Consider the following 23,307-nt stretch of genomic DNA (forward strand, 5'->3'; position numbering starts at 1 on the left):
CCTCTCCACGGAAGAGGGGGCCCATGAGAGTCGTGTCGTCCGTCCTGGAATCCGTCACCGTTCACGCCGAGGGCGCGCTGTGCACGCGCGCATTCGTGCTCTCGCCCGAGGACGGTCGCCTGCCCGGCCAGGTCCGCATCGACGGCCTGCCACTGTCCCTGCGCACGGGTTCGCTGCGCGCCCGGGTGGTGGAGGGGCCGTCGGACCTCCTCGTCCGCGACCTCAAGCCCACGTTCGACGTGCGGATGCCGCCGGAGTCGGCGCTGCCCGCGGAGCAGCACGCGCTCGAAGCGGCGGAGGCCATCCTGGCGGCCGTGCATGGCCGGCTGGAGCGGGTTCGCGCGGAGATCTCGGCGCTGCGCGGGCTGACGCCCACCTGGCCGGCCCCGCGCAAGGGCCACCTCCCACGCGAGGCGCCGCTGTCCTCGATGCTGTCCCTCACCGGCTTCGTGGACTCGGAGCTGGCGGAGTTGCAGGCCCAGGAGCTGGACCTGGCGCGCCAGCACCGCGACGCCACGAACGAGCTGGAGCTGCGCCGCCGCCGCGTCCAGGAGCTGTCCTCCGCGAAGAGCGTGGACCGGACCCGGCTGTTCCGCGCGGCGCTGCTGACGCTGTCCGGCCCCATCGCCGCGAACGCGGACGCGCGGCTGGTGCTGGAGTACGCGGTGGCCGGTGCGCGCTGGGTGCCCACCTACGACCTGCGCCTGCCGCGCACGCTGGAGGAAGGCACGCTGCGCATGCGCGCCGCCGTTGTCCAGCGGACCGGCGAGGACTGGAGCGGCGTGCGGCTGGCGGTCTCCACCGCGAGCCTGGAGCGGCGCGCGGAGGTGCCAGAGCTGAAGTCGCTGCGCATCGGCCGCAGCCAGCCGGCCCCCGCGCGCTCGGGGTGGCGTGAACCCGCGCCGGGCCTGGAGGAGCTGTTCGCGGGTTACGACACCCTGCACGTCGCCCGCCCGGAGCCGGTCCTTCCCAAGCCTCAGCCGCAGCCCATGCCGGTCATGCCTGAAGGCGCCTACGAGCAGGAGAAGAGCTACAAGGAGGAGTCGGCCTCGTACGGAGGCGCGCCCGGAGCGGCGCCCAGCATGTCCGCGCCTCCTCCGCCGGCGCCCATGGCGCCGGCACCGAAGTCCTCGGGGGCTTTTCTGGGAGCGGTTCGTCCCTCGGCGGCCCGCAGCGTCACCGGCGCCGTCCCGGCACAGAGCATGCCCGCACCCCGCGGCGGTGGCGGCATGGATCGCATGCGCAACAAGAAGCGCGCGGTCGCGGAGGACGACTTCGATGGCGCCCCGATGGAGGACATGTCGATGGACGAAGGCGAGGGTGGCGCCGGCGATGATCTCCGGAGCGCGGCTGGCCTGGAGCCGGCGGACCGTCTGTTCGACTACGACTCGCTGACGCTGGCCTCCGCGGCCTCCCAGGCGCAGCGCGGCCGGTTGCGTCCCCGCTCCGCGCTCGTCTCCCAGGCGATGCTGTCCATCACGTCGGTGAACGTGCAGGTGGAGGTGGTGCGCCTGGAGGCGCAGGCCTTCGTCATCGCCGAGTCCGTGAACAGCGTGGCGCCCCCCACCTGGGCCGTGCCGCCACACGACTCCGCCCGCCACTTCGATGCGCGCTTCGACTCGGACGCCGTCGCGGACGTGCCGTCCGATGGCGCGTGGCACACCGTGCCGATGCTGACGGTGCCCCTGGTGCTCAAGGCCGAATACGTGTGCGTGCCCTCCGTGGAGCCGCGGGTCTTCCGCACGGTGCGCATGGACAACGCCTCGCCGCATCCGCTGCTCGCGGGGCCTGTGGACGTGACGCTCGGCGACGAGTTCCTGATGACGTCGCCCATGCCCACGCTGGGGCCGGGCGAGACGCAGCGGCTGGGCCTGGGCGTGGAGGAAGCGCTCCAGGTGGCGCGCAACACCCGCTTCGACGAGGCCACGGGCGGCATGTTCGGCAACAGCACGGTGCTCACGCACCACGTCTCCGTGGAGGTGGCCAACCACCTCTCGCGCGCCGCGAACATCGCCATCTCCGAGCGGATCAGCGCGGTCCCCGAATCCCAGAAGGACATCAAGGTGGAGGAGGCGGAGGTGGCACCGCCCTGGCAGAAGGCCTCGCCGCTCCCGGGTGAAGAGGCGGTGGAGGGCGAGCGGGTGTGGCGCGTGAGCGTCCCCGCTGGAGAGAAGCGCTCGATGAAGGCGTCGTGGGTCGTGAAGCTGCCCGCCAGCAAGATGCTGAACGGCGGGAACCGGAGGACGTGATGCGCACTTCCATTCTGTTGCCCCTGATCAAGGTGACGGTCCTGGAGGACCGGGCGCTCGTCGAGCGCAGCGGCACGGTGACGCTGCCGCCGGGTCCCTGCCGTCTCGTGGTGGACGGGCTGCCGGCGGTGGCGGTGGACCGCTCGCTCCAGGCGAAGCTCACCGGCGGCATGGTGACCCAGGCCAGCCTGCGCCGTTCCATGCGCGCGGTGCTGCCCGAAGCCCTGCGCGAGCACCACTCGGAGCTGGCCCGCCGCGCCTTCGAACGCGAGCAGGTGCTGGCGCGCGCCCAGGCGGAGGTGCGGCGCCTGGAGGCGAAGCACGGCCTGCTGGAGACCGCGCGCCGGGACATCCTCCGTTCCATCTCCGAGCGCACCGGCGCGGGTGAAGCGGATCCTGCGCGATGGAAGGAACAGCTCGCGACGGTCCGCCAGGAGCAGACCGCGACCGACGATCAACTGCGGCAGGCCCGCCGTGAGCTGGGGCGCCTGGAGCGGCAGCACATCCAGGAGTCCCGCGACGTGCTGTCCCGCACGGAGATGCCGGAGCCCAGGCTGGACGTGCGCGCAGAGCTGGACGTGAGCCACGCAGCGGGCGGTGAAGCGACGTTGACGCTCAGCTACCTGGTGCCGTGCGCCGCGTGGCGGCCGGCCTACCGCGCGGTGTTGGGTCTCGCGGAGGCGGCGTCCTCGGTGAAGTTGGAGTGCGAGGCCGTGGTCTGGCAGAACACCGGCGAGGCGTGGAAGGACGTGACGCTGGCCTTCTCCACGGCGCGGCCCACGCTGGGCGCCACGCCGCCCCGGCTCACGGAGGACTGGCTCTTCCTGCGGGAGAAGACGTCGCGCGAGAAGCAGGTGGTGGACGTCTCCATGCGCGAGGAGTCCCTCCAGGAGACGGGCGAAGCGGGAGCGACGAAGGCGGCGGACGCGCTGCCCGGCATGGACGACGGCGGCGAAGCGGTGACGCTGTCCGCGCCGCACAAGGCCACGGTGCCGTCGGACGGCGAGGCGCACCGCGTGGCGCTGTTCGCGTTCACGTCGCCGGCCACGTCGGAGCTGGTGGCCTGCCCGGAGCAGTCACCGCTGGTGCACCGCGTGGCGAAGTTCGACAACACGGGGCCGGCGGTGTTGCTCGCGGGGCCGGTGGACCTGGTGCGCAACAGCGGCTACGTGGGCCGCGCGCAGTTGAAGTTCGCGGGCCGGGGCGAGCGCGTGAAGTTGGGCTTCGGCAGCGAGGACTCGCTGCGCGTGTCGCGGCAGGTGGACGTGGGCGAGGAGGTCGCTCGCATCACGGGCCGGCGCACCCGCACGCAGAAGGTGAAGCTGTTCATCTCCAACATGGGCGCGAAGCCCACGGCTCTCGCGGTGGAGGAGCGCATGCCGGTGTCGGAGGTGGAGGCCGTGGAGGTGGCGCTGCTCAAGGACGCCGCGAAGCCCGCGCCCACGAAGGTGAGCGCCGAGGGCATCGTGCGCTTCGAATTGAACGTGCCAGCGCGCTCCCGGCAGACGGTGGACTTCGGCTTCACGGTGGCCCGCGCCGCGAAGGTCGCGGGCCTGTAGGGAATCGCCACGCCATGCCCTTCGCGACGAAGTCCGGCCGCCGCATCCACTACGAGGTCCAGGGCCACGGCCCTCCCCTGCTGCTCCTGCACGGCCTGCTCCAGTTGGGCTCGCACTGGTCGCTCAAGGGATACATGCCCGCGCTGACGGATGCGTACACGGTGGTGACGTTCGACTCGCTGGGGCATGGCCAGAGCGACACGCCGCACGACCTGGAGGCCTACGCGCTGAAGCATCGCGTGGAGGACGCGCTGTCGGTGCTCGACACGCTCTCCATCGACCGGGCCCACGCGTGGGGCTACTCGATGGGCGGCTGGACGGTGTGTGGCCTGGCGTCCTTCGCGTCGGAGCGGCTGGCGTCCTACGTGGTGGGCGGCTGGGATCCGGTGGTGGGCCTGCCCGTGGCCTACGCGGCCATGGAGAAGCAGCTCAAGCCCGGCACGAGCGTCGACTGGTTCCAGGTGCTCCTGCTGGGAGCACGGCGCGCGCCGGAGCTGGCGGAGGCCATCGACGCGGGAGACCTGGACGCGCTCCGGCTGTGCATGAAGGCCTGTGAGACCTCGGCGGGCCTGGATGAGGCACTGGAGCAATCCGGCAAGCCGGGGCTGCTGTACTGCGGCGTGACGGACCCGTACCACGACTCCATGAAGGCCGTAGCGGAGCGGGCCGGCGCGGCGTTCGCGACCATCGAGCACGCCGACCACGGCGGCGCCTGGGCGAAGGCGCCCAAGGTGCTGCCGCACGTCCTGCCGTTCCTCGCCTCCGTCACACGGCCCTGATCAATTCGCGGACTGGATGGCGATGACGCGGACATCGACGTCCTTGCACCCGGCGTCCTTGCAGATGCCGTTGAGCCACGCTTCGCCCTGGCCGAACATCACGCCGTCGGCGTTGACGAAGAGGTCCGCGTAGCGCTGCCGGGTGATGACGTTGGCGATGGCCGGCGTGACGATGACGTCGTAGTGCCTCACGAACGCCGCGGCGTCGGGCAGCTTCACCTTCCTGCCGCCCACGTTCGCGGTGAAGGGATACGCCACCAGGGCCGCGACCGCCTTCGCGTCGTGCGCGGCCACCGCCTTCTGGAACGCCGCGAAGGCCTGTTCGTACTTCGCGGGTTCTCCGAGGACGCTCTGGATGCGGGCGTTGACGTCTCCGGCCCCTGTATCCGGCGTCCCGGTGACGACATTGGGAGCGGCTGGCGGCGTAGGAGGTCGTGCGTCAGCCACCGGTGTTTCAGCACGTTGACAGGAAGCCGCTGACACAAGAACAAGGGCGGCAAGCCGCGTGGGCTTCGTCTGCATGAGTTCCCCCCGCCAGGGCAGGCTGCTCTCTCTCCTGGCAAAGACAAACTCTATAGAGCCCGATACGTCTCAGCTCACGCCTTGGACCAGCGTCCATAGCTGGCGTCTCGCGGCCGACTGCGGGACTCGCCGGAATAGTGCATCACGGACAAAGCGCGCGGCTCCATTCTCCCACTGGGCCACACGTCCCACCTGATGTGAGCGCACGACCAGCGCGTTGGCACGTTTCACCCGACGGGACTCATACAGACGCAGTGCGCCCTCCACACTGCCCGGCGCCGCGAGACATTCCCCCAGCACCACGCCGTCCTCGATGGCCTGACAGCCGCCCTGCCCCAGGTTCGGAGTCATGGGATGCGCGGCGTCACCCAACAGCGTCACCCTGCCCCGGCTCCAGCGAGACACCGGCGGACGGTCGTGGATGTCCGTGCGCAGGACGCGCTCGGGTGGCGTCGCCGCGAGCAGCTTCGCGATGGGCGCGTGCCATCCGGCGAAGCGCTCCTGGAGGACGGCGAGCGTCTGACCCGGCGCATCCTCCGCCCCCGCGGGCGCGTTCAGCGTGGTGTACCAGTACACCTCGCCATGGCCGATGGGCACGATGCCGAAGCGGGCCCCGGGTCCCCACGTCTCGGTGAACTGCCCCGCCTCCACGAGGTCCGCACCCGGGCAGACACCGCGCCAACTGGTGTAGCCGGAGTAACGCGTGGGCTGCGCGCCCAGCAGGCCGGTCCGCACGGCGGAGCGCAGTCCATCCGCGCCCACCAGGACGTCGCCGGTGACGGTCTCGCCAGTGGACAGCGTCACCGTGACGCGGGCGCCGTCGTCCTGGAAGCCCGTCACGCTGACACCCAGCCGCACGGCCTCCTCCGGGCCCGCGTGGGCGCGAAGGACCGCCTGGAGGCGCGCGCGGTGCATGGCCACCATCGGGATATCCAATTCCTCCTGGAGCGAGCGCACATCGATGGCAGTGATACGAGCGCCCGTCGAATCGAGGATGAGTGTCCGCTCGGCTCGCTCGCCCTCCGCGACCACCGCGTCACACAAGCCGATGCGGCGCAGGGCGACCGCGGCGTTCATCTGCACGATGATGCCCGCACCCACCGGGCGCAGCGCGTCGGCGCGTTCGAACACCGTGGCGCGAAGGCCCGCGCGCTGGAGGGCACAGGCCAGCGTGAGGCCTCCAATGCCTGCTCCGGCGATGAGGACGTGGCGGGTGGATGCGGACGTCATGGCGGCCTCCGGTCATGCCGGCGCCGCGGTCAACCGAACCAGCGGCCGGCGTCAGGAGCAAAGACTCGCACGCGTTCGAGCAGCGACGCCGGCAGACGGGCCTGGAGCGTCGCGTGGACCTGCGCGGGGCTGTAAGCCTGACTGAAGTGCATCAGGACCAGGGCCTCGTTCTGGAAGCGGTCCGCCATGGAGGCGATCTCCTCCAGGTGGATGTGGGCCCGCTCCTGCGCGTCGCGCACGGTGCGCTCCGCGTCGATGAACGTGCATTCGAGGATGAGCACGCGGCTGTCGAACAACGACGGCTGGCGCTCCAGCACGTTGGAGAGGGTATCCGTGCAGTAGGCCAGCTCCAGCCGCTCGACTTCATCGAACAGCGGCTCACCGGCCTGGCGACGGCGGCCAATCTCCGCCGGAGGCAGCTCGCGGAACTCCGGCTTGAGCTTCGCGACGCGGCGGAGGAACTGGTAGCCCAGCGACGGCACGGGATGGTGCGTGCGAAAGGCACGGACCCACACGTCCTGCTGCACCTTCACGGTGTCACCGGGGCGCAGGGGAACGGTGCGGACCTCCGACTTCATCCGGTGCAGGCGCCCCAGGGCCGCGAGCGCCTCCTGCACGGGCGCTTCAATCTCCGCCGGCAGATAGACGAACGGCGGCCCCTTGCCCACGAGCGCGCGGATGCCCAGCAGCGAGCCCAGCGCGCTCGCATGGTCCGCATGCCCGTGGCTGAGGAAGATGCGGTCCGTGGTGGCGAAGGAGCGGATGGGGATGCCCGCGTCGAGCAGCACCCCCAACTCCGGCACCAGGAGCGACGTGTACACGCCGCCCACGGACACGCCGCGCACGGTATAGGGGCCCGCCTGCACCTCGGTCAGCATGCGCGGAAGCCTACGCCGATCAGTTCTTCGCGCGCTCGTACTGGTGCGGCCACAGCACATCCGCACGCAGCTCCTTCGCGGCGCGCAGCGGCCAGTACGGATCCCTCAACAGCTCGCGCGCCAGGAAGACGACGTCCGCCTGGCCCGTGGCCAGGATGTGCTCGGCCTGGAACGCGGAGCGGATCATCCCCACCGCGCCCGTGAGCAAGCCTGTCTCCTTGCGCACCTGCTCCGAAAGCTGCGTCTGGTAGCCCGGCCCCACCGGAATCTTCGCGTACGGCACCACGCCGCCGGACGAGCAATCCATCAGGTCCACGCCCTCCTTCGCCACCAGCCGCGCCAGCGCCACGGAGTCCTCCGGCGTCCAGCCGCCCTCCACCCAGTCCGTGGAGGAGATGCGCATGAAGAGCGGCAGCGACTCCGGCCACTTCGACCGCACGGCGCGCGTCACCTCCAGCGCGAAGCGCGTCCGGTTCTCGAACGTGCCGCCGTACTTGTCCGTCCGCTTGTTCGACAGCGGCGACAGGAACTCGTGCAGCAGGTAGCCGTGCGCCGCGTGCAGCTCGATGACCTGGAACCCCGCGGCCTTCGCCCGCACCGCCGCGTCCGCGAACGCCTGCACGATGCGCTGGATGCCCGCCTCGTCCAGCGCGGTGGGCACCGGGTAGCCCTCGTCGAACGCCTCCGTCGTGGGGCCCAGCACCTGCCAACCGCCATGCTCCGGATCCACGCGCTTGCCGGCGTCCCACGGACGGGGCGTGGAGGCCTTGCGGCCCGCGTGTGCCAACTGCACGCCGGACGCGGCGCCGTTCTGGTGCATGAAGCGGTTGATGCGCGCCAGTTGCTCCACGTGCGCGTCCTTCCACAGCCCCAGGTCCTGCGGCGAGATGCGGCCCTCCGGCTCCACCGCCGTGGCCTCCGTCACCACCAGCCCCGCGCCCCCCACCGCGCGGCTGCCCAGGTGCACCACGTGCCACTCGTTCGCGAAGCCGTCTTCGCTCGAGTACTGGCACATGGGCGAGACGACCACGCGGTTGCGCAGGGTGATGTCCCGCAGCTTCAAGGGGGAGAACAGCTTGCTGCTCATGTCGGGTCCTTTCGGGGAAGCGAAGGGGTCTGCTCTGGCAGCCCCAGCGCCGTGCGCACCTGGGCCGTGCTCTTGCCCAGCCAGTGCCGTCGCTGGTTCTCCTGCGTCGTGAGGCTGCGCGTCTCCATGCGGTCCACGTAGAGCGTGCCGTCCAGATGATCCAGCTCGTGTTGGATGATGCGCGCGTACCAGCCGCGCGCGGACACCGACACCGGCCGCCCGTTCTCATCCAGCGCCTCCACCCGCACGCCACGCGCCCGGGCCACCAGCGCCGCGAAGCCGTTCACGCTCAGACAGCCCTCGTGGAACTCCATCGGCGTGGGGTCCTCCACCACGAGCTTGGGGTTGATCAGCACGTGGAAGGCCACCGGCGAGCGCTCCCGCAGCGCCAGGTCCGCGGGCGCCGCGCCAGCCTGGTACTCGGCGCGGTCCTCGATGACCACCAGCCGCAGGCCCACGCCCACCTGGGGTGCCGCGAGCCCCACGCCGGGCGCGTCCCGCATCGTGTCGCGCATCAGCTGGATGAGCTGCCGCGTCGCTTCGCTGCCGATTTCTTCCGGGGTCAGCTCCCGCGCGCGCTGGCGCAGCACCGGTTCCCCCGCCTGGACGATCTTGAGCACCATGGTGGCCCCACCGTAACAACCGCTCTCCCGCCGCGCCGCAACGCCGTGGGGCCGGCATGGGCCCGGCCGCCCGGCTCCTCACGAAGCGGGCGGCCCCTGGCGTGGAGGGGTACCACTGACGGTAGGCTGTGTCGCACCATGGCTCGCCGCAAGAAGGCCGACGAAACCACCGCGCGCGTGCGCAACCTGCTCGCCCTCGACGCCGCCGGCATCATGCGCCGGCTGGCCGCACGCAAGGAGGACATGTTCCTCCTCTTCTCCCGCCTGCGCAGCCGCGACCCGCTGGTGGAGACGGTGGCCTCGCGCTACGCGGACGGCGCCTTCGCCCAGCTCATCCACCTGACCGAACAGGAGCAGGCGGTGGTGGACCACTTCTACGGGCGCCTGGACGAGCTGCGCTGGTACTTCACCTACACCGAGGACATGCCCGGCACCGCGCACCAGACGTTCAACTCGCTGCACCGCCGCCTGGAGGAGAGCTACCGCCTCTTCGTGGACACCCTGGGGCTGCCCGTCCAACCTGACGGTGTACGCGTGGTGAACGCGGAGGCCGTGCGCCAGGAAGCCACGGCCTCGGAGGCCACGCCCGTGGCGCTCGCCCCGCTGCCCCGCCGCCGTCGCGCTCCGCCCGCCTGACGCTCAGGCCGCGGAGGCCTCGGCGCGAGCGTCCGCGGCAGACATCCCGGGCGCCGCGGCCTTCACCAGCCGCTTCATGGACGCCTTGCCCACGACGACGTCCACCATCTTCCGCGCGCGCGTCCAGACGCTCTCCTGCACGTACGGGATGCCGTACTTCTCGCAGAGGGCGCGCACGTGCGGCTGCGCCTCGCGGTACTTCAGCATCGGCAGGTCCGGCCAGAGGTGGTGCTCAATCTGGTAGTTCAGCCACAGGTGCGCGAAGTCGTTGAGGTCGCCGCCCGTGCGGTAGTTCGCGCTGCCCACCACCTGCTGCACCATGCGCTCCGCCTTGTTCGCGGGCGCGGAGTCGAAGCGGTACAGGTCCTCGCCGGTGTGGTTGGGGCCCACCACGAAGAACGTGTGCAGGTTGGTGACGACGTCCGCCAGCACGGAGTTGCAGAACACGCTGAACGCCGCCCACGGCCCCACCACCAGGAACGCCGCCGGATACAGCCCGAAGAAGACGGTCGCGTACGGCAGGTAGCAGCGCGTGAAGAGCTCCCACAGCTCCGTGCGCGTCAGCGCCCCACCCTCGCGGCGGCCCTTGCGGCGCAGCGAGCCCAGCGTCTCCGGCGCGTAGTAGCTCGCGCGCCAGGTGACGGCCAGCAGCGCCAGCTGCACGTAGCGCAGGGCCAGCGGCCGGCCGGTGTCACGCAGCGAGCCCTCCGCGTTGCGCTCCAGGAGATCCGGATCCGCGTCCTCGCCGGTGTGCGAGTGGTGCAGCACGTTGTGCTCGAAGACCCACGCCTCCGGCAGCATCCAGTCCAGCCAGTCCACGAACCGGCGGTTCCCCTTCGCGAAGCCCTTGCTGGTGCGCGACGCGGGCATGCCCGGCACGCGGTCATAGCCCCGGTGCCCCACGTGGTGCATGAGCAGCCAGCGCGTGGAGCGGCCCAGGCCCAGCGCCACCGCGGAGAGTGGATTGGGAGCAATCCACGCCGTGGCCATGCCCAGCACTGAAGCCACCTTCCCCCACCGCTCCATCTTCCGCAGGTGCGCCTTGTCCGCTTCACCCAGGTTCGCGTCCAGCTGGGCGCGCAGCGCCTTCAGCTCCGCGTAGAAGCCCTCCACGTCCACGGAGGCCAGGTCGAAGTCAGGGGGGGCGCGGGACATGCGAAGGGACTCCTCGAGAGCGGGACGGGGACCACGGCCGATGCGGGCCGCACGGTAGCCTCCGCAAGCGCTCACGCAAAGCGTCACGTCCCGCTCACCCGCTCGCAGGGCGACGGGGCAGCACCAACTTCGCGATGAGCACCTGCAGCACGTCGCCCTTCTGGTTGCGAGTTTCGCTGCGCACCGTGGCGATGCCCCGGTCCGGCCGCGTGCGGGAGGGAATGATCTCCAGCACCTCGCTCTCCACCTGGAGGATGTCCCCCGGGCGCGTGGGCCGGGGCCAGCGGATCTCCCCGCCCGCCCCCACGATGCCTCCCTTGAAGGGCAGACCGCTCTGGACGTTGAGCTTCATGGTGAGCGCCGCCGTGTGCCAGCCGCTCGCCGCCAGCCCTTCGAACAGCGTGTCCTTCGCCGCGGCGTCGTCCAGATGGAAGCCCTGCGGGTCGAACTCCCTCGCGAAGGCGATGATCTGCGCCGCGTCCAGCGCGTGCGTGTCACTGAAGAACTTCTGCCCCACGGACAGGTCGTCCAGGAACAACTCCTGGCGCCCGCCCTCTGCCGTCGATGCCATGCCCGCGTCCCTCCGGGACGGATGCCCGCCCACATTATGAGCATAATCCGTCCATGACCGGGGCGCTCGTCCGGGTGCCACTGTTCTCCAGGTCGCACGGGGGGCCGCCCCTCGGGTCGCTCCGGATGCCGAACGTTGAACATCGCGCGCCCGCACCGGCGGACACGCGTCGAAACAACCAGTGCCCACGGCCCGTGGAGTATGAGCAGTGCGTGCCGCTCTCCTGCTTTCGCCGTCACCTGTCCGTCCTCGCCTTGGCCCTGACGGGCCTGGCGGCCCCCGTCGCCCACGCCGACGAGGACACGCCCGTGTCCCCCATCGACCGCTCCCAGGTCGGAGAGGTGACGGTGGAGGGCGCGAACAAGACGACGTCCGGGACGGTGCGCTCGTTCGGACAGGTGGGCGTGGGCGACGAGGTGGACAGCGAGGAACTGGAGAAGGTGGAGCGGCGCCTGTTGGCCACCGGCCTCTTCCAGGAGGTCCGTGTCGGCACCGAGCCGATGCCCGACGGGCGCGTGCGGCTGGTGCTGCGGGTGAAGGACAAGGCGTCGTGGGTGGTGGCCCCCACGGTGGCGCTGTCCTCCGCGAACACCGGCGGCGGGCTGCTCTACGCGGAGAACAACCTGGGCGGCCGCGCGAAGAAGTTCGCCGTCGCGGCGCAGGTGAGCACCGGCGAGAGCGGCCTGTACGTGGGCTTCCTGGATCCGATCCTCTTCGGCCTGCCGCAGCTCAAGTTCAGCCTGGAGGGACAGCTGAAGAGCGACCGCGTGGACGAGTACAGCATGGACGCCAGTGAGGACGACCCGGAGATCCTCCGGCGGACGCGCTTCAACTCCGCGTCCATCAGCTCCGAACTGGGCTTCATCCTCTTCGAGCGCGTGCGCGCGGCGGCGAAGTACCGCCTGGCCAGCATCGACGCGAAGACTCCGGATCCGGAGATGCCGGTGACGGTGCCGCCGTTCTCCACCGGCCCCGCCATGCGAGACACGTCGCTGCGCCTCATGGTGGGCCTGGACTCGCGCCAGACGCTGCACGCGGTGACGGAGGGGCTCAACCTGGAGGCCGCCTACGAGGTGTCCACCCCGGGCGTGTGGAGCGAGTTCGACTACCGCAAGTTCGGCCTCCTCTATCGCCACGGCATCCGCTTCTTCACGGAGAACAACCTGGTGCTGCGAGGGGAGCTGGTGCTGGGCAGGCACCTGCCCTTCCAACAGGAGCTGGTGATGGGCGGCAACACGCTGCGCGGCTTCCAGTACCGGCAGTTCCGCGGCGACAGCCGGCTCACCTTCACGGCCGAGTACCACTTCCCCCTCTTCAAGGTGCAGTCGCTGGCCTTCCGGGGCGTGGCCTTCTCCGACACGGGTGCCATCGCGTGGTGGGATGTGCCCGAGGACGGAAACCTGCGCGACGCCAACGGACGCGTCATCCGCAACTACCTGCGGGAGACGATCACGGGCCAGAACGCCGTCACCGTGGCCCAGGGCGTGGGCGGGGGCCTGCGGCTGTACCTCAACAACGTCGTGCTGCCCCTGTTGGGCGTGGACGTCGCCTACGCCGTCAACTCCGGCCAGGTGCGCTTCTACCTCGTGGCCGGAGTCACGCCCTCCTGATGCGGCTTGCTAGCCGGCGCGGGCAGCGTCCGCGTCCGGCTCAGGCTCCGGAGGCGGCACCACGCCGGGCCATGCCTCCGGCGGCAGGTCCAGGCTGAACGGCGGTGACTCGCCGCGCACCGTCCACCAGAGCGCCTTGTCCGCGCACAGCGCCTGCGCGATGCGGCCGGACGTCGTGCGGACGCGCTCCACGACGGCCTGGTGCTCCTCGGGCGTCTGCGCCTCCAGCATCGCGACGACGTTGTCCCAGACGCGCTGCCGCCAGACGATGAGCATCCGCATCACCGCCCGCTCCACCACGGGGCGGCTGAAGGGCACGCGCAGGAGCAGCCGCGTGGACGCGCACCGGTAGCGCTCCGCGAGCAGGTCCACGCAGTCCGGGATGCACGAGCGGAGGATCTCGTTCACGTGGAAGTAGTCATGCCGGTAGCGCGCCATCCGGCGTGCATCCGCCGGCGGCGACTGGTGGGCGATGTTGTCGTAGACGACCATTCCCAGGTCGTGGTTGATGTGGGCGCTCACGCCCAGCAGCGCGTCCTGGTACGGCTGCGTGAGCCCCTGGGCCGGGTAGTGCGTCGCGAAGCGCCACGCCGCGGTGGGCAGCGGCAGGTTCTTCAGCGAGTCGCGCACCGCGATGAGCGCCTCCTCCGCGAAGCGGCCCGTCAGGTGAGACAGCCACTCGGGTTCGAGGAAGCCGCCCGCGTCATCGCGGCTCAGCAGGTGGACGACCTTCCGAGTGACGATGGCGTAGATGTCCAGGAAGATGGCGCGTGAGTCATCCCGCGCGTTCAGCCGGCCGAGGATCTTCTCCAGACCCTCCAGCGCCTCCTCCGCGTTGACCGGATTCCAGAGCACGTCATCCAACCGGATGGGCCCCTGCGCGTCCGGGGCCTTTGTCTCGTGGAGGTGAAGCGACTGGGAACGCTGCGACCGGTGAGCCGAGGGGGAAGCCGGTGAAACATTCATGAAATGACGCTCCGCGGGGTGGGGGAACGACTTCACATGAAAGCTTATCTGAACCGGTCCCTCGTGTGATGACACCCGCTCAGAAGAAATTCGATGTTTCACGAGGCCCCCCGCGTGTTGACACTCACGCGGGGGCCTTTGTCACATCGATGTCAAACTCAGGGCGCGGTGCCTTCACTCACGGTGCCGCCCGTCTTGCCCAGGACGTACCTGGCGAGCGCGAGGGCGTTGTTCTCGTCGACGAGGGACTCGTAGGTGGGCATCTGCGTGCCGGGCTTGAAGGTCTCCGGGTTGCGGATCCACTTCGCCACTTCCTCCGGAGCCTTGCCCTTGGCGCCCTGGAGCTTGGCCTCGTAGGCCTTGCCGGGGGCGTGGCAGGTCGCGCAGCCCAGCGAGCTGAACATCTTCTCCGGGTCGCTGGAGGGCTCCGCCTTGGGGCGGCCACCGGCGGGCGGCGGCACGACCTTGTCGTTGGGCTTCATGGAGCGCAGGAAGGTGTAGAGGGCGGAGAGCTCCACGGCGTCCGCGTAGCGGTACTTGGGCATGGGCGCGCGCAGGATGTAGCCCCCGGGCGTGATGCCCGTGACCATGGCGTGATTGAACTCGTCCAGCGTCCACTTGCCGATGCCGGCCGTCTCGCTGGGGGTGATGTTGGGCGACAGCAGCTTGCCCTCGCCGCCCAGCGGCACCATGTCGAACTCGAAGCCGCCGCTCAGCAGCGTCTCCGGGTGCTGCATCTTCACCGCGCTGCTCTCCAGGCCGGGCGAGTGGCAGAAGGTGCAGTCGTAGACGCTGGAGGCCAGGTAGCGGCCGTACTCCACGGAGTCCGCCGCCTTCGCGGGCACGGGCACCGGCTCCGTGCGGCCCTTGTCGTTGATGCCCATGGCGAACGCGAACGCCATCCGGCCCGGGGGCGTCAGCTCGGAGCGCGGCGGCTGCTGCTTCTCCGGCGCGAAGTCCGGGTGCCCGGAGCGCATGAAGCCGATGACCGCCGCGATGTCCTTGTCACCCATGTTGGGGAACGGGGGCATGGGGCGGAAGTGGTGGTTCTTGTCGATGCCGTTGATCACCAGGCGGGCGATCTCCTGGTCCGTCCAGGCGCCCACGCCCTTCTCCATGTCGGAGGTGATGTTCGCCGAGTAGAACGTGCCCAGTTCGGCCGGGAAGTCGAACATCCGGCCGCCCACGGGCTTGGTGTTGCCTCCGCCCGCGTGACACTCGCCACACACCGCGCGGAACACCTGCTCACCGCGGGCAATGCCCTCAGGAGAGCTGTCCCGCGTGATGTTGGGCAGCGCGACATAGTCGTACGTCTTGTTGATCTTGTGGGTGGCCACGCCCATGGCGGAACCCGCGCCAATCAGGACCAGGGCGACCAACGCACCAATGGCGATCAGGATCTTCTTCATCATGGGGAACGCTTCTCCGGATGAACGGGGACGGCACACGGCGCTCCGTCTGCTCCACGGGGGAGGAGTGGACAGAGCGCCGGTGTTGGGACGGGTGAGGCGGCTACTGGCCCGGCAGACAGGTGCTGGGCGGGGGAATCGAAGGCGTCGTCGAGGGCGTCTTGCTGTACATCTGGAGGCCAGCGAACGTCACGCTGCCCGGGGCCACGGGGAGATCCAGCGGCTGGAGCACCCACGGGCGCCCTTCCGGGTCGCTGGTGGTGGAGTCCACCGCTTCGTAGTGGACCACCGGCGGCGGCCCCATCGGCGGCAGCGGCAGCGGCGGGTGGACGACAGCGACGACGCCCAGGGAGCTGTTCGGCGCCGGCGGCCCCGGCGGGATGAAGAAGCCGCGCGTGGACTGGAACGGCGCCAGCGGCGGCGGCAGCGCGCCTGGGGGCGCCCACTCGATGTTCAGCACGCGGCCCGCGCTGGCCACCACGGTGGTGTTCGCAGCTGGCACGCGGAAGACGGGGAAGCCCGGCCGGTACAGCCAGAACACCGTCACGCCGCCGAAGCGGGCCGGGTTGAGCAGGTCCGCCACCGTGGTGAGCGTGCCCTCGGTGGTCAGGTACTTCGCGACCGCCTCCAGGATGCCCTTGTCGCTCATCTGCAGGGCCTCCAGGCCCACGCAGGCGCTGTGCGCGGGCACCACCGGCCGCACCGTCAGCGTGGGCACGTAGTTGCCCTCCGGCACGGGAGGCAGCGGCGGCAGCGGCGGCCCCGCAGGGGCATTATTGGCCAGCGTGCCGCTCGGCACCCCTGGCAACGCCGACGACAGCACGAAGAACGGCGCGCCCCGGCGCGTGGGCACCTTGTCCAGCGTCCAGACGCCATGGGCGTCCGATGCAGCGAACACGCCGCTCTCCGCGAGCACCTGGCCCGTGGCGCTGTCCAGCAGGGTGATGGGCGCGTTCTGCACCACCGCGCGCTGCAGGAGCGGGCTGAACTCCGCGTACAGCGGCGGCAGCGGGCACTGCGCGGGCGGCGGCGCGCAGGCCGCCAGGTTGAAGAAGTAGGCCTCCGGGTCCACGGTGAAGCCGTTCAGCCGGGAGGTGAGGCCCTCCGGCTCGCGGTTCTCATACGTGGGGCGCGGCGTGAAGGTCGACGCCGAGGGGTTGTTGGAGGATTCCTGGCAGCCGGCGTTCAGCAGGGCCGCGCCGAGGAGCGTTCCGACGAAGAGAGCTCTTTGCATGGCGGGGTGCTTCCCCTACTTCGCGGGGAGGATGTGGCTGGCGGGAAGCTGATCGCCGCCGTGACAGGTCTGCGCGCAGTTGCCGAACCGGCTGGGCGTGCCGCGCTGGTTGAAGGCGATCTGGAAGAACTCGTCCCCGTGCTGGGAGATGTGGCAGGAGCCGCACAGCGACAGGCTGGGACGCTCCGTGCTCTTGCGCGTCAGGTGGCACACGGTGCAGTCCGCGCGGTTCGCCGGGTACGTGGGCGAGTTCATGTGGATGCGGTGCACCATCTCCTGCGTGCGGCCCACCGTGTCCGTGTCGTAGTGGTGGCAGACCTTGCAGCTCTCGATGTGGTCCACCGACAGGCCGTGGCGCAGGTTGTCCAGCGACAGCACGCCGCGGTGGCAGAGCTGGCAGTTGCCCACGTTGCCCGGGTACGTCGTCGACTCGTCCTGGCCCACCTGGAAGAAGAAGGGGTTCAGCTTCGCGACGCGCTCGCCCATGGCTCCACGGTTGAACTTCACCAGTGCCACGTAGGTGCCCGGCTTCGCGTTCGCGGGCAGCGAGAACGTCTGGCGGGTGGGCCACTTGTAGTCGATGAGGCCCGGCGTCAGCCCCGTGAGCGTGGCGTCATCCAGCGTCGCGAACGGGAACGGCTTGGCGAAGAACTGGGGCTTGTCGCTGGGGTTGCCCAGGACCTGGAGATCCTGGAGGGGGCCCGCGATGGCCACGTTGGAGATGGAGTCGTTCTCCGTGACGGACGCGATGACGCCGGGGACGAACGTCACGAGGCCGTTGGACTGGCCGCTGATGATCTCCCGCGCGCTGGGCAACAGGTCGCGCGAGTGCAGGTGGGCGCCCGCGCTGTCGCGCAGGTCCACGTAGACGCTCACGTCCTCGCCGGGCTTGTAGAAGCTGCCCTCCTTCGGGGGCGAGAACACCAGCCGCGAGTCCAGGCCCGGGTTGCACTGCACCGGGTTGCCGGCGTCGTCGGTGCAGGTGGACGGGCGATCATCCGGGATGACGTACGTGACGGGGAAGAAGAACGGCTTGTCCGGCAGCTGGCTCCAGGTGGCCTTGAGCGCGCCGGGACCGGACAGGCGCGGCACGCGCAGCACCTTGAAGGGGTTGGTGCTGCCCACCCAGTCCACGCGCGCGATGGTGCGGGTGATGGCGCTCTGGTCCAGACCACCCGCGAAGCCCGTCACGGTGCCCGGGTCCTTGTCGCCGGGGAAGCGCGGCGGCTTCAGGTTCTCCGACCGCCAGGAGAAGCGGCTGTGGCCGGCGTAGGGCGAGGAGGCCAGCAGCTCCGAGCGCAGATACGTCTGGCTCGCGCGCGGGGTGCCCGACTCGTCCAGCACCTCCACGGTGATGGTGTCGTCCTTCACCTTCTGCCAGTTCGCGTTGCCGAACTGCACCTCGCGGGTCCAGCAGTCCTCCACCGCGCCCGCGAGGCTGTAGAAGCTCCACTCGTCCGGGCCCTGGTTGACGTTGGTCCAGTCCAGTCCCGAGAAGACGGACTGGTTCTTGATCCACGCCAGCGCGGCCGTCTGGTCGTTGGGATTGTTGTGCTGGTTGACCACGGTCTCCGACACGGAGAACTGGTTCAGGAAGTACTGGGTGTCCGACAGGATCTGCAGCGTCCCCGTGGGAGGCGACTGCGTCAGCGGGTTCTGCGCGAGCGGCGTGACGCACACGTCCGGGTAGGTCACCGGCAGGTCGTTGTGCCTCAACGGCACGCCGTTCTTCGCCACCATCTGCCCGTTGGGCAGGAAGGCGCAGCCGTTGATGTACTGGAGGCTCAGCCGGATCGCTCCGGAGTTGAGGCCCTGGTACGGGTCGAACCGCTTGGCACCGCGGCCCGTGGTGGACCCCTCGTCATCAGTGACCTTGAGGAGGTTGCAGGACAGCAGGGGCACCAGCAGGGCGCACCACGCGCTCTTCAACAGGATTGAGCGATTCATGGAAGACGAGGCCGGAGGGAGTCGGGGGGAGGAAAAGGAGCAGGTGTCCTCACGCGCGGGCCCACGCGACCCACCCTTCCCGACGCCGCCAGCGCTCCGCGACGCGGAGATGGTGAGGCCTGGTAAGGGTTGGGAGGAGAACACCTCATCGGTTCAAACTGACCACATTATGAGAGTCCGCGCAATTCGTGGACTTCAGATCGCACAGAGGGAAGCACGCGCCCGCGCGCCGGATCAGAGGCTCAGGCCCGCGGACAGGAGCAGCGCGAACACCAGCCCGAGCGCGGCAGTCTTCCCCAGGTGTGGGTTGAGCGCGCTGCCGTCCTCGCGCCAGATGGCGCGGATCTGCCGCACCGCGAGCGGCACGGCGACCAGGGTGAGGAGCCAGGCCCAGCGGTGCTCCGGCAGCACCGCCCAGGCAATCACTGGGAGCACGAACGCGCCCCCTACCGCCAGCGTGTATTCCCACTGCCCGAAGCGCTGGCCGAAGCGCACCACCAGCGTGCGCTTGCCGGCGATCACGTCCGTCTTGCGGTCGCGCAGGTTGTTCACCGCGAGGATGCCCGCGGAGAAGAGCCCCATGGACAGCCCCGCCACCAGCACGGCCGGTGTGACGTGGTGCGTGAGCACCACATAGCTGCCGCTCACCCCCAGCAGCCCGAAGATGATCAGCACCAGCACGTCCCCCAGGCCCAGGTACCCCAGGGGCACGGGGCCCGCGGAGTAGAAGACCGCGCCCGCCAGGCAGAAGGCGCCGCCCGCGAACACCGGCCAGCCCTCCGCCTGGGTCAGCAGCAGCAGCGCGAGCGAGGATCCGGTGAACGCCAGCGCCGCGGCCGTCGCCACCTCGCGCGCCGTGAGCCAGCCCTTCTGCGTGACGCGCGCGGGCCCCAGACGCGCCTCGGTGTCCGCGCCCCGTTCGAAGTCCGCGTAGTCGTTCACCAGGTTGCTGACGATCTGCATGAGCACGAAGCCCACCAGGAACGTCAGCGCCGGCGCGAGCCGCCAGTGGCCCTCCGCGTTCGCGAACGCCCAGCCCAGCAGCGTGGGGGCGACGGAGGCGGTCAGCGTCTTGGGCCGCAGCGCGAGCCACCAGACGCGGGCCAGAGGGGGTCTTGATTCAAGCGCGACACTCGACGACGGGAGACTCGGAGTGGCCATGGATATCCGGGGGAGGGCAGCAGGCGCACGGTAAAGCTACAGGCCCGCCGACCGCAAGAGGAGCCAATGCTTCACATCGGTTATCCTCATGTATCACCTGTCTACACTCCGGCGGGCGGCTGCGTGACACAAAGCCAGACGCCAGTCCCCTCTCGGGCAAATTCCGGAACAATCAGAAATACAGGCCATTCGTGGCCGCCGGGTGATAGAAGGCGGCCATGAACTCGACCTCCCTTCCCTCCTCCCCTTCCCTTTCGCGCCGGAGCGCCGTGACGCTGCTGGGCGCGTTCGTGCTCGCGCTCGCCGGGTGTCATCCGGTGCTCTCCATCGAGGACGCGCGCTCGCGCTCCAACGGTTCGGAGGTGGTGGTGGAGGGCGCGGTGACCGTGGCGCCCGGCACGTTCTCCTCCGCCCTGGGCGATGAGGGCTTCGCCATCCAGGACGACACCGGCGGCATCTACGTCAAGCTGGAGGAGAAGCTGTCCTTCGGGCTGGGGGCCCGCGTGCGCGTCTCCGGCACTCTGGACGAGCAGAACATGCTGCGCATCCTCAAGAGCGTGCCCGAGGACGTGGACCTGAAGTCGGGCACGGAGCAGGTGTCGCCCAAGGAAGTGACCACCGGCGGCGTGAACGAGTCCGTGGAGGGCCAGCTCATCCGCGCGAGCGGCGCCATCACCCAGGCTTTCCAGGACGACTCGCCCTACGGCTACAAGCTCTACATCGACGACGGCACCGGCGAGGTGCAGGTGTTCGTCCACGTCTCCGCCGGCTTCGACAAGACCGCGCTCCAGGCCCTCACCGTGGGACAGCGCATCGCCGTGGTGGGGCTGGCCGCGCAGTATGAGACGACCTACGAGGTGGCGCCCCGCATGCCGGGCGACCTCTCGGTGCAGAGCGCCGCGCCCTGACAGCAGCCAGGCGCCCCTGGGTATGTAGCACCCCAGACGCCAGACGCAGGGTCCGCGGGCCGTTGGCTTTCGTGCAGGGCTCCACATGTGTGCCTGGGGGCGGATGCACGAAAGCCAACGTGCGCCTGACAAGGGGACAGGCGGGCAGGTTCCAAGCGTACGCGCAGTGCCAATCCATCCGAGTCCCTGGCGGACGAACGAGGGCTGGCATGGACGGACTTCGAGGAACAGCAGCGGTCTTGCTTGCGTGCGCGGGCCTGTGGGCCCCGGGCACCGCGTGGGCACAGGCGCCCGACGAGGACGACTCCGGCGACGTGATGTCGGAGGAGAAGCTGGAGGCCCTGCTCGACACGCCGACGGCGCAGCCCTCGCAGGACGAGGTGACGGCGGAGGCCTTCGGGCCGGAGCGGCTTTCGACCTACTTCGCGGAAGGCCTGCTGGCGAAGGCGAAGGCGGAGTTCGACCGCGGCCGGTACAAGTCCGCGCGGGCGCTGCTCGCGACGGAGTCTCCCCCTTCCCTCCCCGGCCGCTTCCTCCAGGCGCAGAGCGCGTTCCTCGCGCGCGACTTCACGACCGCCGCCGCGGAGTTCACCGCGCTCGCGGAGGACTACGTCCCGCTGCGCGACCACTGCCTGATGAAGGCCGCGCAGTCGCATGAACGGCTGCGCAAGCCGCTGCGCGCGGCGGAGCAGTATGGCCTGGTGAGCCCGGGCTCCCCGCTCTACCCGGAGGCCCGCTTCACCATGGCGCGCGTGCTCAAGCGCCAGCTGAAGATCCCCGAGGCGCTGGCCGCGCTCCAGGAGTTCATCGACAGCCGGCAGGCTCGCGGGCCGGACGCGCTGCGGATGAAGGCGCTGCTCGCGTACTGCGACCTGGCGCGCGCGGCGGGGCAGTACAACGCCGAGCACCGCGCGCTGCTGGAGGTCTGGGCCACCGCGCCCCTGTCGCCGGAGGCGGACCGCGCGAAGGCCCTGCTGCGCGACCTGCCCCTGCCCATGAAGTGGCGCGTGCGCCGCGCGGAGGCGCTGGTGGAGCTGCACCAGAACGTCCCGGCCATGAACATGCTGGCCCGCTCGGGGCCTCGCACGGAGCTCCCGGACGAGCTGGCCTGCCGCGCCCAGCTCACCCTGGGCCGCGCCCTGCGCAAGGAGCGTCAGCACCGCCGCGCCATCCAGGTGCTGGAGCCGGTGGCGCGCGAGTGCCAGTCGCCGGAGCAGCGGCCGCAGGCGCTCTACCTGCTCGCCTATTCGCAGTCCGTGGTGCAGCCCGAAGCGGCGGTGGAGACGTACGCCACGCTGGCGCGGGACTACCCGGGGCACGGCTACGCGGACGACGCGCTGTTCTTCGAGGCCTGGACGCAGCAGCGCCTGGGCCGCGCGGACGAGGCGCTGGAGAACTACGAGGCGCTCGCGAAGCGCTACCCCGCCGGCAACTTCGCCGCGGAGGCCCTCTTCCGCGCCTTCTGGCTGCACCAGCGCAAGGGCGAGACGCAGCAGGGCCTGGCGTCGCTGATGTCGGTGGAGCAGCTGCCGGAGGCCGCGCGCACCGACGACGCCCTCTGGCGCGCGCGTTACTGGCAGGCGCGAGTCCAGGAGAACTCTGGCGCGCTGGACCCGGCGCTCGCGCGCTACGAGCTCATCGCCACCGAGCGGCCCACGGCCTGGTACGGGCTGCTGTCCCGCACGCGGCTGGCGCAGCACGCACCGGAGCGGCTGGCGCGGTTGACGGAAACCGCCGCGCAACCCGCCGTGGCGAAGACCTTGAACACCGCCGCGCCGGCCAACGACGAGGTCTGGCCCCTGCCCCCGGGCCCGCTCCAGAAGGATGCGCGCTTCGCGGCGGGCGTGGAGCTCTTGCGCCTGGGACAGCCGGGCGTGGTGGAGGAGCTGCTCGCGGTGGACACGCGCGGCCTGGCGGAAGCGCCCGCGCGGCTGCTCTACCAGACCATGCGCCGCACCGGCCGCGGCCGGGCCACGCGGCAGGTGGCCCGCGTGACGCTGCGCCAGGAGGCGGCCGGGCCGCTCAGCGCCGCGTCCCGTCCGGTGTGGGAGGCGACGTGGCCGCTCGCGTTCCGGCCGCTCATCCAGAGCTATTCGAAGGCCGCTCGCGTGGACCCCGACCTCCTGCAGGGCCTCATCCGCGAGGAGAGCCGGTTCAACCCGCGCGCGCGTTCGTCCACCGGCGCACTGGGGCTCGCGCAGCTCATGCCCACGACGGCGCAGGCGGTGGCGGACTCGCTCAAGCTGGCGTCGTTCGAGATGTCGTCGCTGCTCCAGCCCGCGCCGAACATCCGGCTGGGGGCGGCGTACCTGGGCTCGCTGCTCAAGCACTTCGACGGCAACCCCGCCTACGCGGTGGCCGCCTACAACGCAGGCCCCAATGCGGTGGAGCGCTGGCGCAAGGCCCTGCCCCAGGCGGAGCTGGACGAGTGGGTGGAGCACATCGCCTTCGACGAGACCCGCGACTACGTGAAGCGCGTGCTCAGCAGCTACAGCGCCTACAAGCTGCTCTACGCCAACGAAGTCCCCGCCTCCTTCGCGCCGGCCCGCAAGGCGCCGCTGGAGGCCGCGCGCACGCCCACGGTGAGCCCTGCGTCGGGTGTGGGCGGCAGCGGCCGGAATGCGGCGACGCCCACCTCCTCCGTCTCCGGGAGACGCTAAGTAGGTCGCCAGAAGTTCTCTAACAAATCGCGCAGCCAGAAGCCCTCGGCGAGGCAGCCCGCCTTGCGGAGGGCGTCCTGGGGAGAAAGGCGCACTACCCAGCGGATGGCAGCGGCGACGTGC

The 23,307-nt window shown here is 70.5% G+C and carries 19 protein-coding genes; 7 read left to right on the plus strand and 12 right to left on the minus strand.

The genetic code is table 11. The features are described from left to right. Positions 1–23: 23 nt before the first annotated feature. From D7V77_RS00345 to D7V77_RS00355, 3 genes are read left to right on the plus strand one after another with little or no spacing between them, the layout of a single operon-like run. Complete coding sequence (locus D7V77_RS00345) at positions 24–2,249, plus strand: DUF4139 domain-containing protein (RefSeq protein ID WP_120574257.1); 2,226 nt, start codon at positions 24–26, stop codon at positions 2,247–2,249. Beyond that, positions 2,249–3,808 carry a mucoidy inhibitor MuiA family protein gene (locus tag D7V77_RS00350; protein WP_120574258.1) on the plus strand — a complete coding sequence of 520 codons (1,560 nt, stop codon included), beginning with the start codon at positions 2,249–2,251 and terminating at the stop codon, positions 3,806–3,808. The genes D7V77_RS00345 and D7V77_RS00350 overlap by 1 nt, the downstream gene beginning before the upstream one ends. Positions 3,809–3,822: 14 nt before the next feature. Then, a complete protein-coding gene (locus D7V77_RS00355) occupies positions 3,823–4,587 on the plus strand; it encodes an alpha/beta fold hydrolase (protein ID WP_120574259.1) in 765 nt (254 codons plus the stop codon). Here the strand turns inward: D7V77_RS00355 and D7V77_RS00360 are convergent, their stop codons facing one another. The 5 genes from D7V77_RS00360 to def all read right to left on the minus strand — a co-directional run bounded on the left by D7V77_RS00360 (position 4,588) and on the right by def (position 8,927). Next, positions 4,588–5,034, minus strand: a complete 447-nt coding sequence (locus tag D7V77_RS00360) for a hypothetical protein (protein WP_120574260.1) — start codon at positions 5,032–5,034, stop codon at positions 4,588–4,590. A 144-nt stretch (positions 5,035–5,178) separates the two neighbouring features. Continuing rightward, complete coding sequence (locus D7V77_RS00365) at positions 5,179–6,339, minus strand: FAD-dependent monooxygenase (RefSeq protein WP_120574261.1); 1,161 nt, start codon at positions 6,337–6,339, stop codon at positions 5,179–5,181. 29 nt (positions 6,340–6,368) lie between these two features. Then, a complete protein-coding gene (locus D7V77_RS00370) occupies positions 6,369–7,217 on the minus strand; it encodes an MBL fold metallo-hydrolase (protein ID WP_120574262.1) in 849 nt (282 codons plus the stop codon). Positions 7,218–7,236: 19 nt separating this feature from the next. Further along, entirely contained in the window at positions 7,237–8,304 is a 1,068-nt protein-coding gene (locus tag D7V77_RS00375; RefSeq protein WP_120574263.1) for an NADH:flavin oxidoreductase/NADH oxidase, read from the minus strand. Beyond that, positions 8,301–8,927 (minus strand): peptide deformylase, encoded by a 627-nt coding sequence (gene def / locus D7V77_RS00380; protein WP_120574264.1) that lies wholly within the window; start codon positions 8,925–8,927, stop codon positions 8,301–8,303. The genes D7V77_RS00375 and def overlap by 4 nt, the downstream gene beginning before the upstream one ends. 138 nt (positions 8,928–9,065) lie before the next feature. Between def and D7V77_RS00385 the strand changes: the two genes are divergently transcribed. Beyond that, entirely contained in the window at positions 9,066–9,563 is a 498-nt protein-coding gene (locus D7V77_RS00385) for a hypothetical protein (RefSeq protein WP_120574265.1), read from the plus strand. A gap of 3 nt (positions 9,564–9,566) precedes the next feature. Here the strand turns inward: D7V77_RS00385 and D7V77_RS00390 are convergent, their stop codons facing one another. Both D7V77_RS00390 and D7V77_RS00395 read right to left on the minus strand, forming a co-directional pair. After that, on the minus strand, positions 9,567–10,718 hold the full coding sequence (locus D7V77_RS00390) for a fatty acid desaturase (protein WP_120574266.1): 1,152 nt from the start codon (positions 10,716–10,718) through the stop codon (positions 9,567–9,569). A gap of 94 nt (positions 10,719–10,812) precedes the next feature. After that, positions 10,813–11,289 carry a MaoC family dehydratase gene (locus tag D7V77_RS00395; protein ID WP_120574267.1) on the minus strand — a complete coding sequence of 159 codons (477 nt, stop codon included), beginning with the start codon at positions 11,287–11,289 and terminating at the stop codon, positions 10,813–10,815. A 212-nt stretch (positions 11,290–11,501) separates the two neighbouring features. Here D7V77_RS00395 and D7V77_RS00400 point away from each other — a divergent pair, with 212 nt between their 5' ends. After that, positions 11,502–12,899 (plus strand): BamA/TamA family outer membrane protein, encoded by a 1,398-nt coding sequence (locus D7V77_RS00400; protein WP_233596539.1) that lies wholly within the window; start codon positions 11,502–11,504, stop codon positions 12,897–12,899. Between the two features lie 9 nt (positions 12,900–12,908). Here D7V77_RS00400 and D7V77_RS00405 read toward each other — a convergent pair whose 3' ends face one another. The 5 genes from D7V77_RS00405 to menA form a co-directional block, all read right to left on the minus strand. After that, the gene (locus D7V77_RS00405) at positions 12,909–13,754 is read right to left on the minus strand and encodes a DUF5995 family protein (protein ID WP_139915101.1); all 846 of its coding nucleotides are present in this window, start codon (positions 13,752–13,754) and stop codon (positions 12,909–12,911) included. Positions 13,755–14,023: 269 nt separating this feature from the next. Next, positions 14,024–15,277 carry a cytochrome c gene (locus D7V77_RS00410; RefSeq protein ID WP_120574270.1) on the minus strand — a complete coding sequence of 418 codons (1,254 nt, stop codon included), beginning with the start codon at positions 15,275–15,277 and terminating at the stop codon, positions 14,024–14,026. Positions 15,278–15,377: 100 nt separating this feature from the next. Then, positions 15,378–16,508 carry a hypothetical protein gene (locus D7V77_RS00415; RefSeq protein ID WP_120574271.1) on the minus strand — a complete coding sequence of 377 codons (1,131 nt, stop codon included), beginning with the start codon at positions 16,506–16,508 and terminating at the stop codon, positions 15,378–15,380. A gap of 15 nt (positions 16,509–16,523) precedes the next feature. After that, complete coding sequence (locus tag D7V77_RS00420; protein WP_120574272.1) at positions 16,524–18,455, minus strand: hypothetical protein; 1,932 nt, start codon at positions 18,453–18,455, stop codon at positions 16,524–16,526. Between the two features lie 234 nt (positions 18,456–18,689). Next, positions 18,690–19,616 (minus strand): 1,4-dihydroxy-2-naphthoate octaprenyltransferase, encoded by a 927-nt coding sequence (gene menA / locus D7V77_RS00425; protein ID WP_120574273.1) that lies wholly within the window; start codon positions 19,614–19,616, stop codon positions 18,690–18,692. 218 nt (positions 19,617–19,834) lie between these two features. Here menA and D7V77_RS00430 point away from each other — a divergent pair, with 218 nt between their 5' ends. Together D7V77_RS00430 and D7V77_RS00435 are read left to right on the plus strand one after the other, a co-directional pair. Next, entirely contained in the window at positions 19,835–20,524 is a 690-nt protein-coding gene (locus D7V77_RS00430; RefSeq protein WP_120574274.1) for a DNA-binding protein, read from the plus strand. Between the two features lie 209 nt (positions 20,525–20,733). Further along, on the plus strand, positions 20,734–23,184 hold the full coding sequence (locus D7V77_RS00435; protein WP_120574275.1) for a transglycosylase SLT domain-containing protein: 2,451 nt from the start codon (positions 20,734–20,736) through the stop codon (positions 23,182–23,184). Positions 23,185–23,307 lie beyond the last annotated feature (123 nt).

It is taken from the genome of Corallococcus sp. CA041A, assembly GCF_003612075.1.
Lineage (GTDB): Bacteria > Myxococcota > Myxococcia > Myxococcales > Myxococcaceae > Corallococcus > Corallococcus exiguus.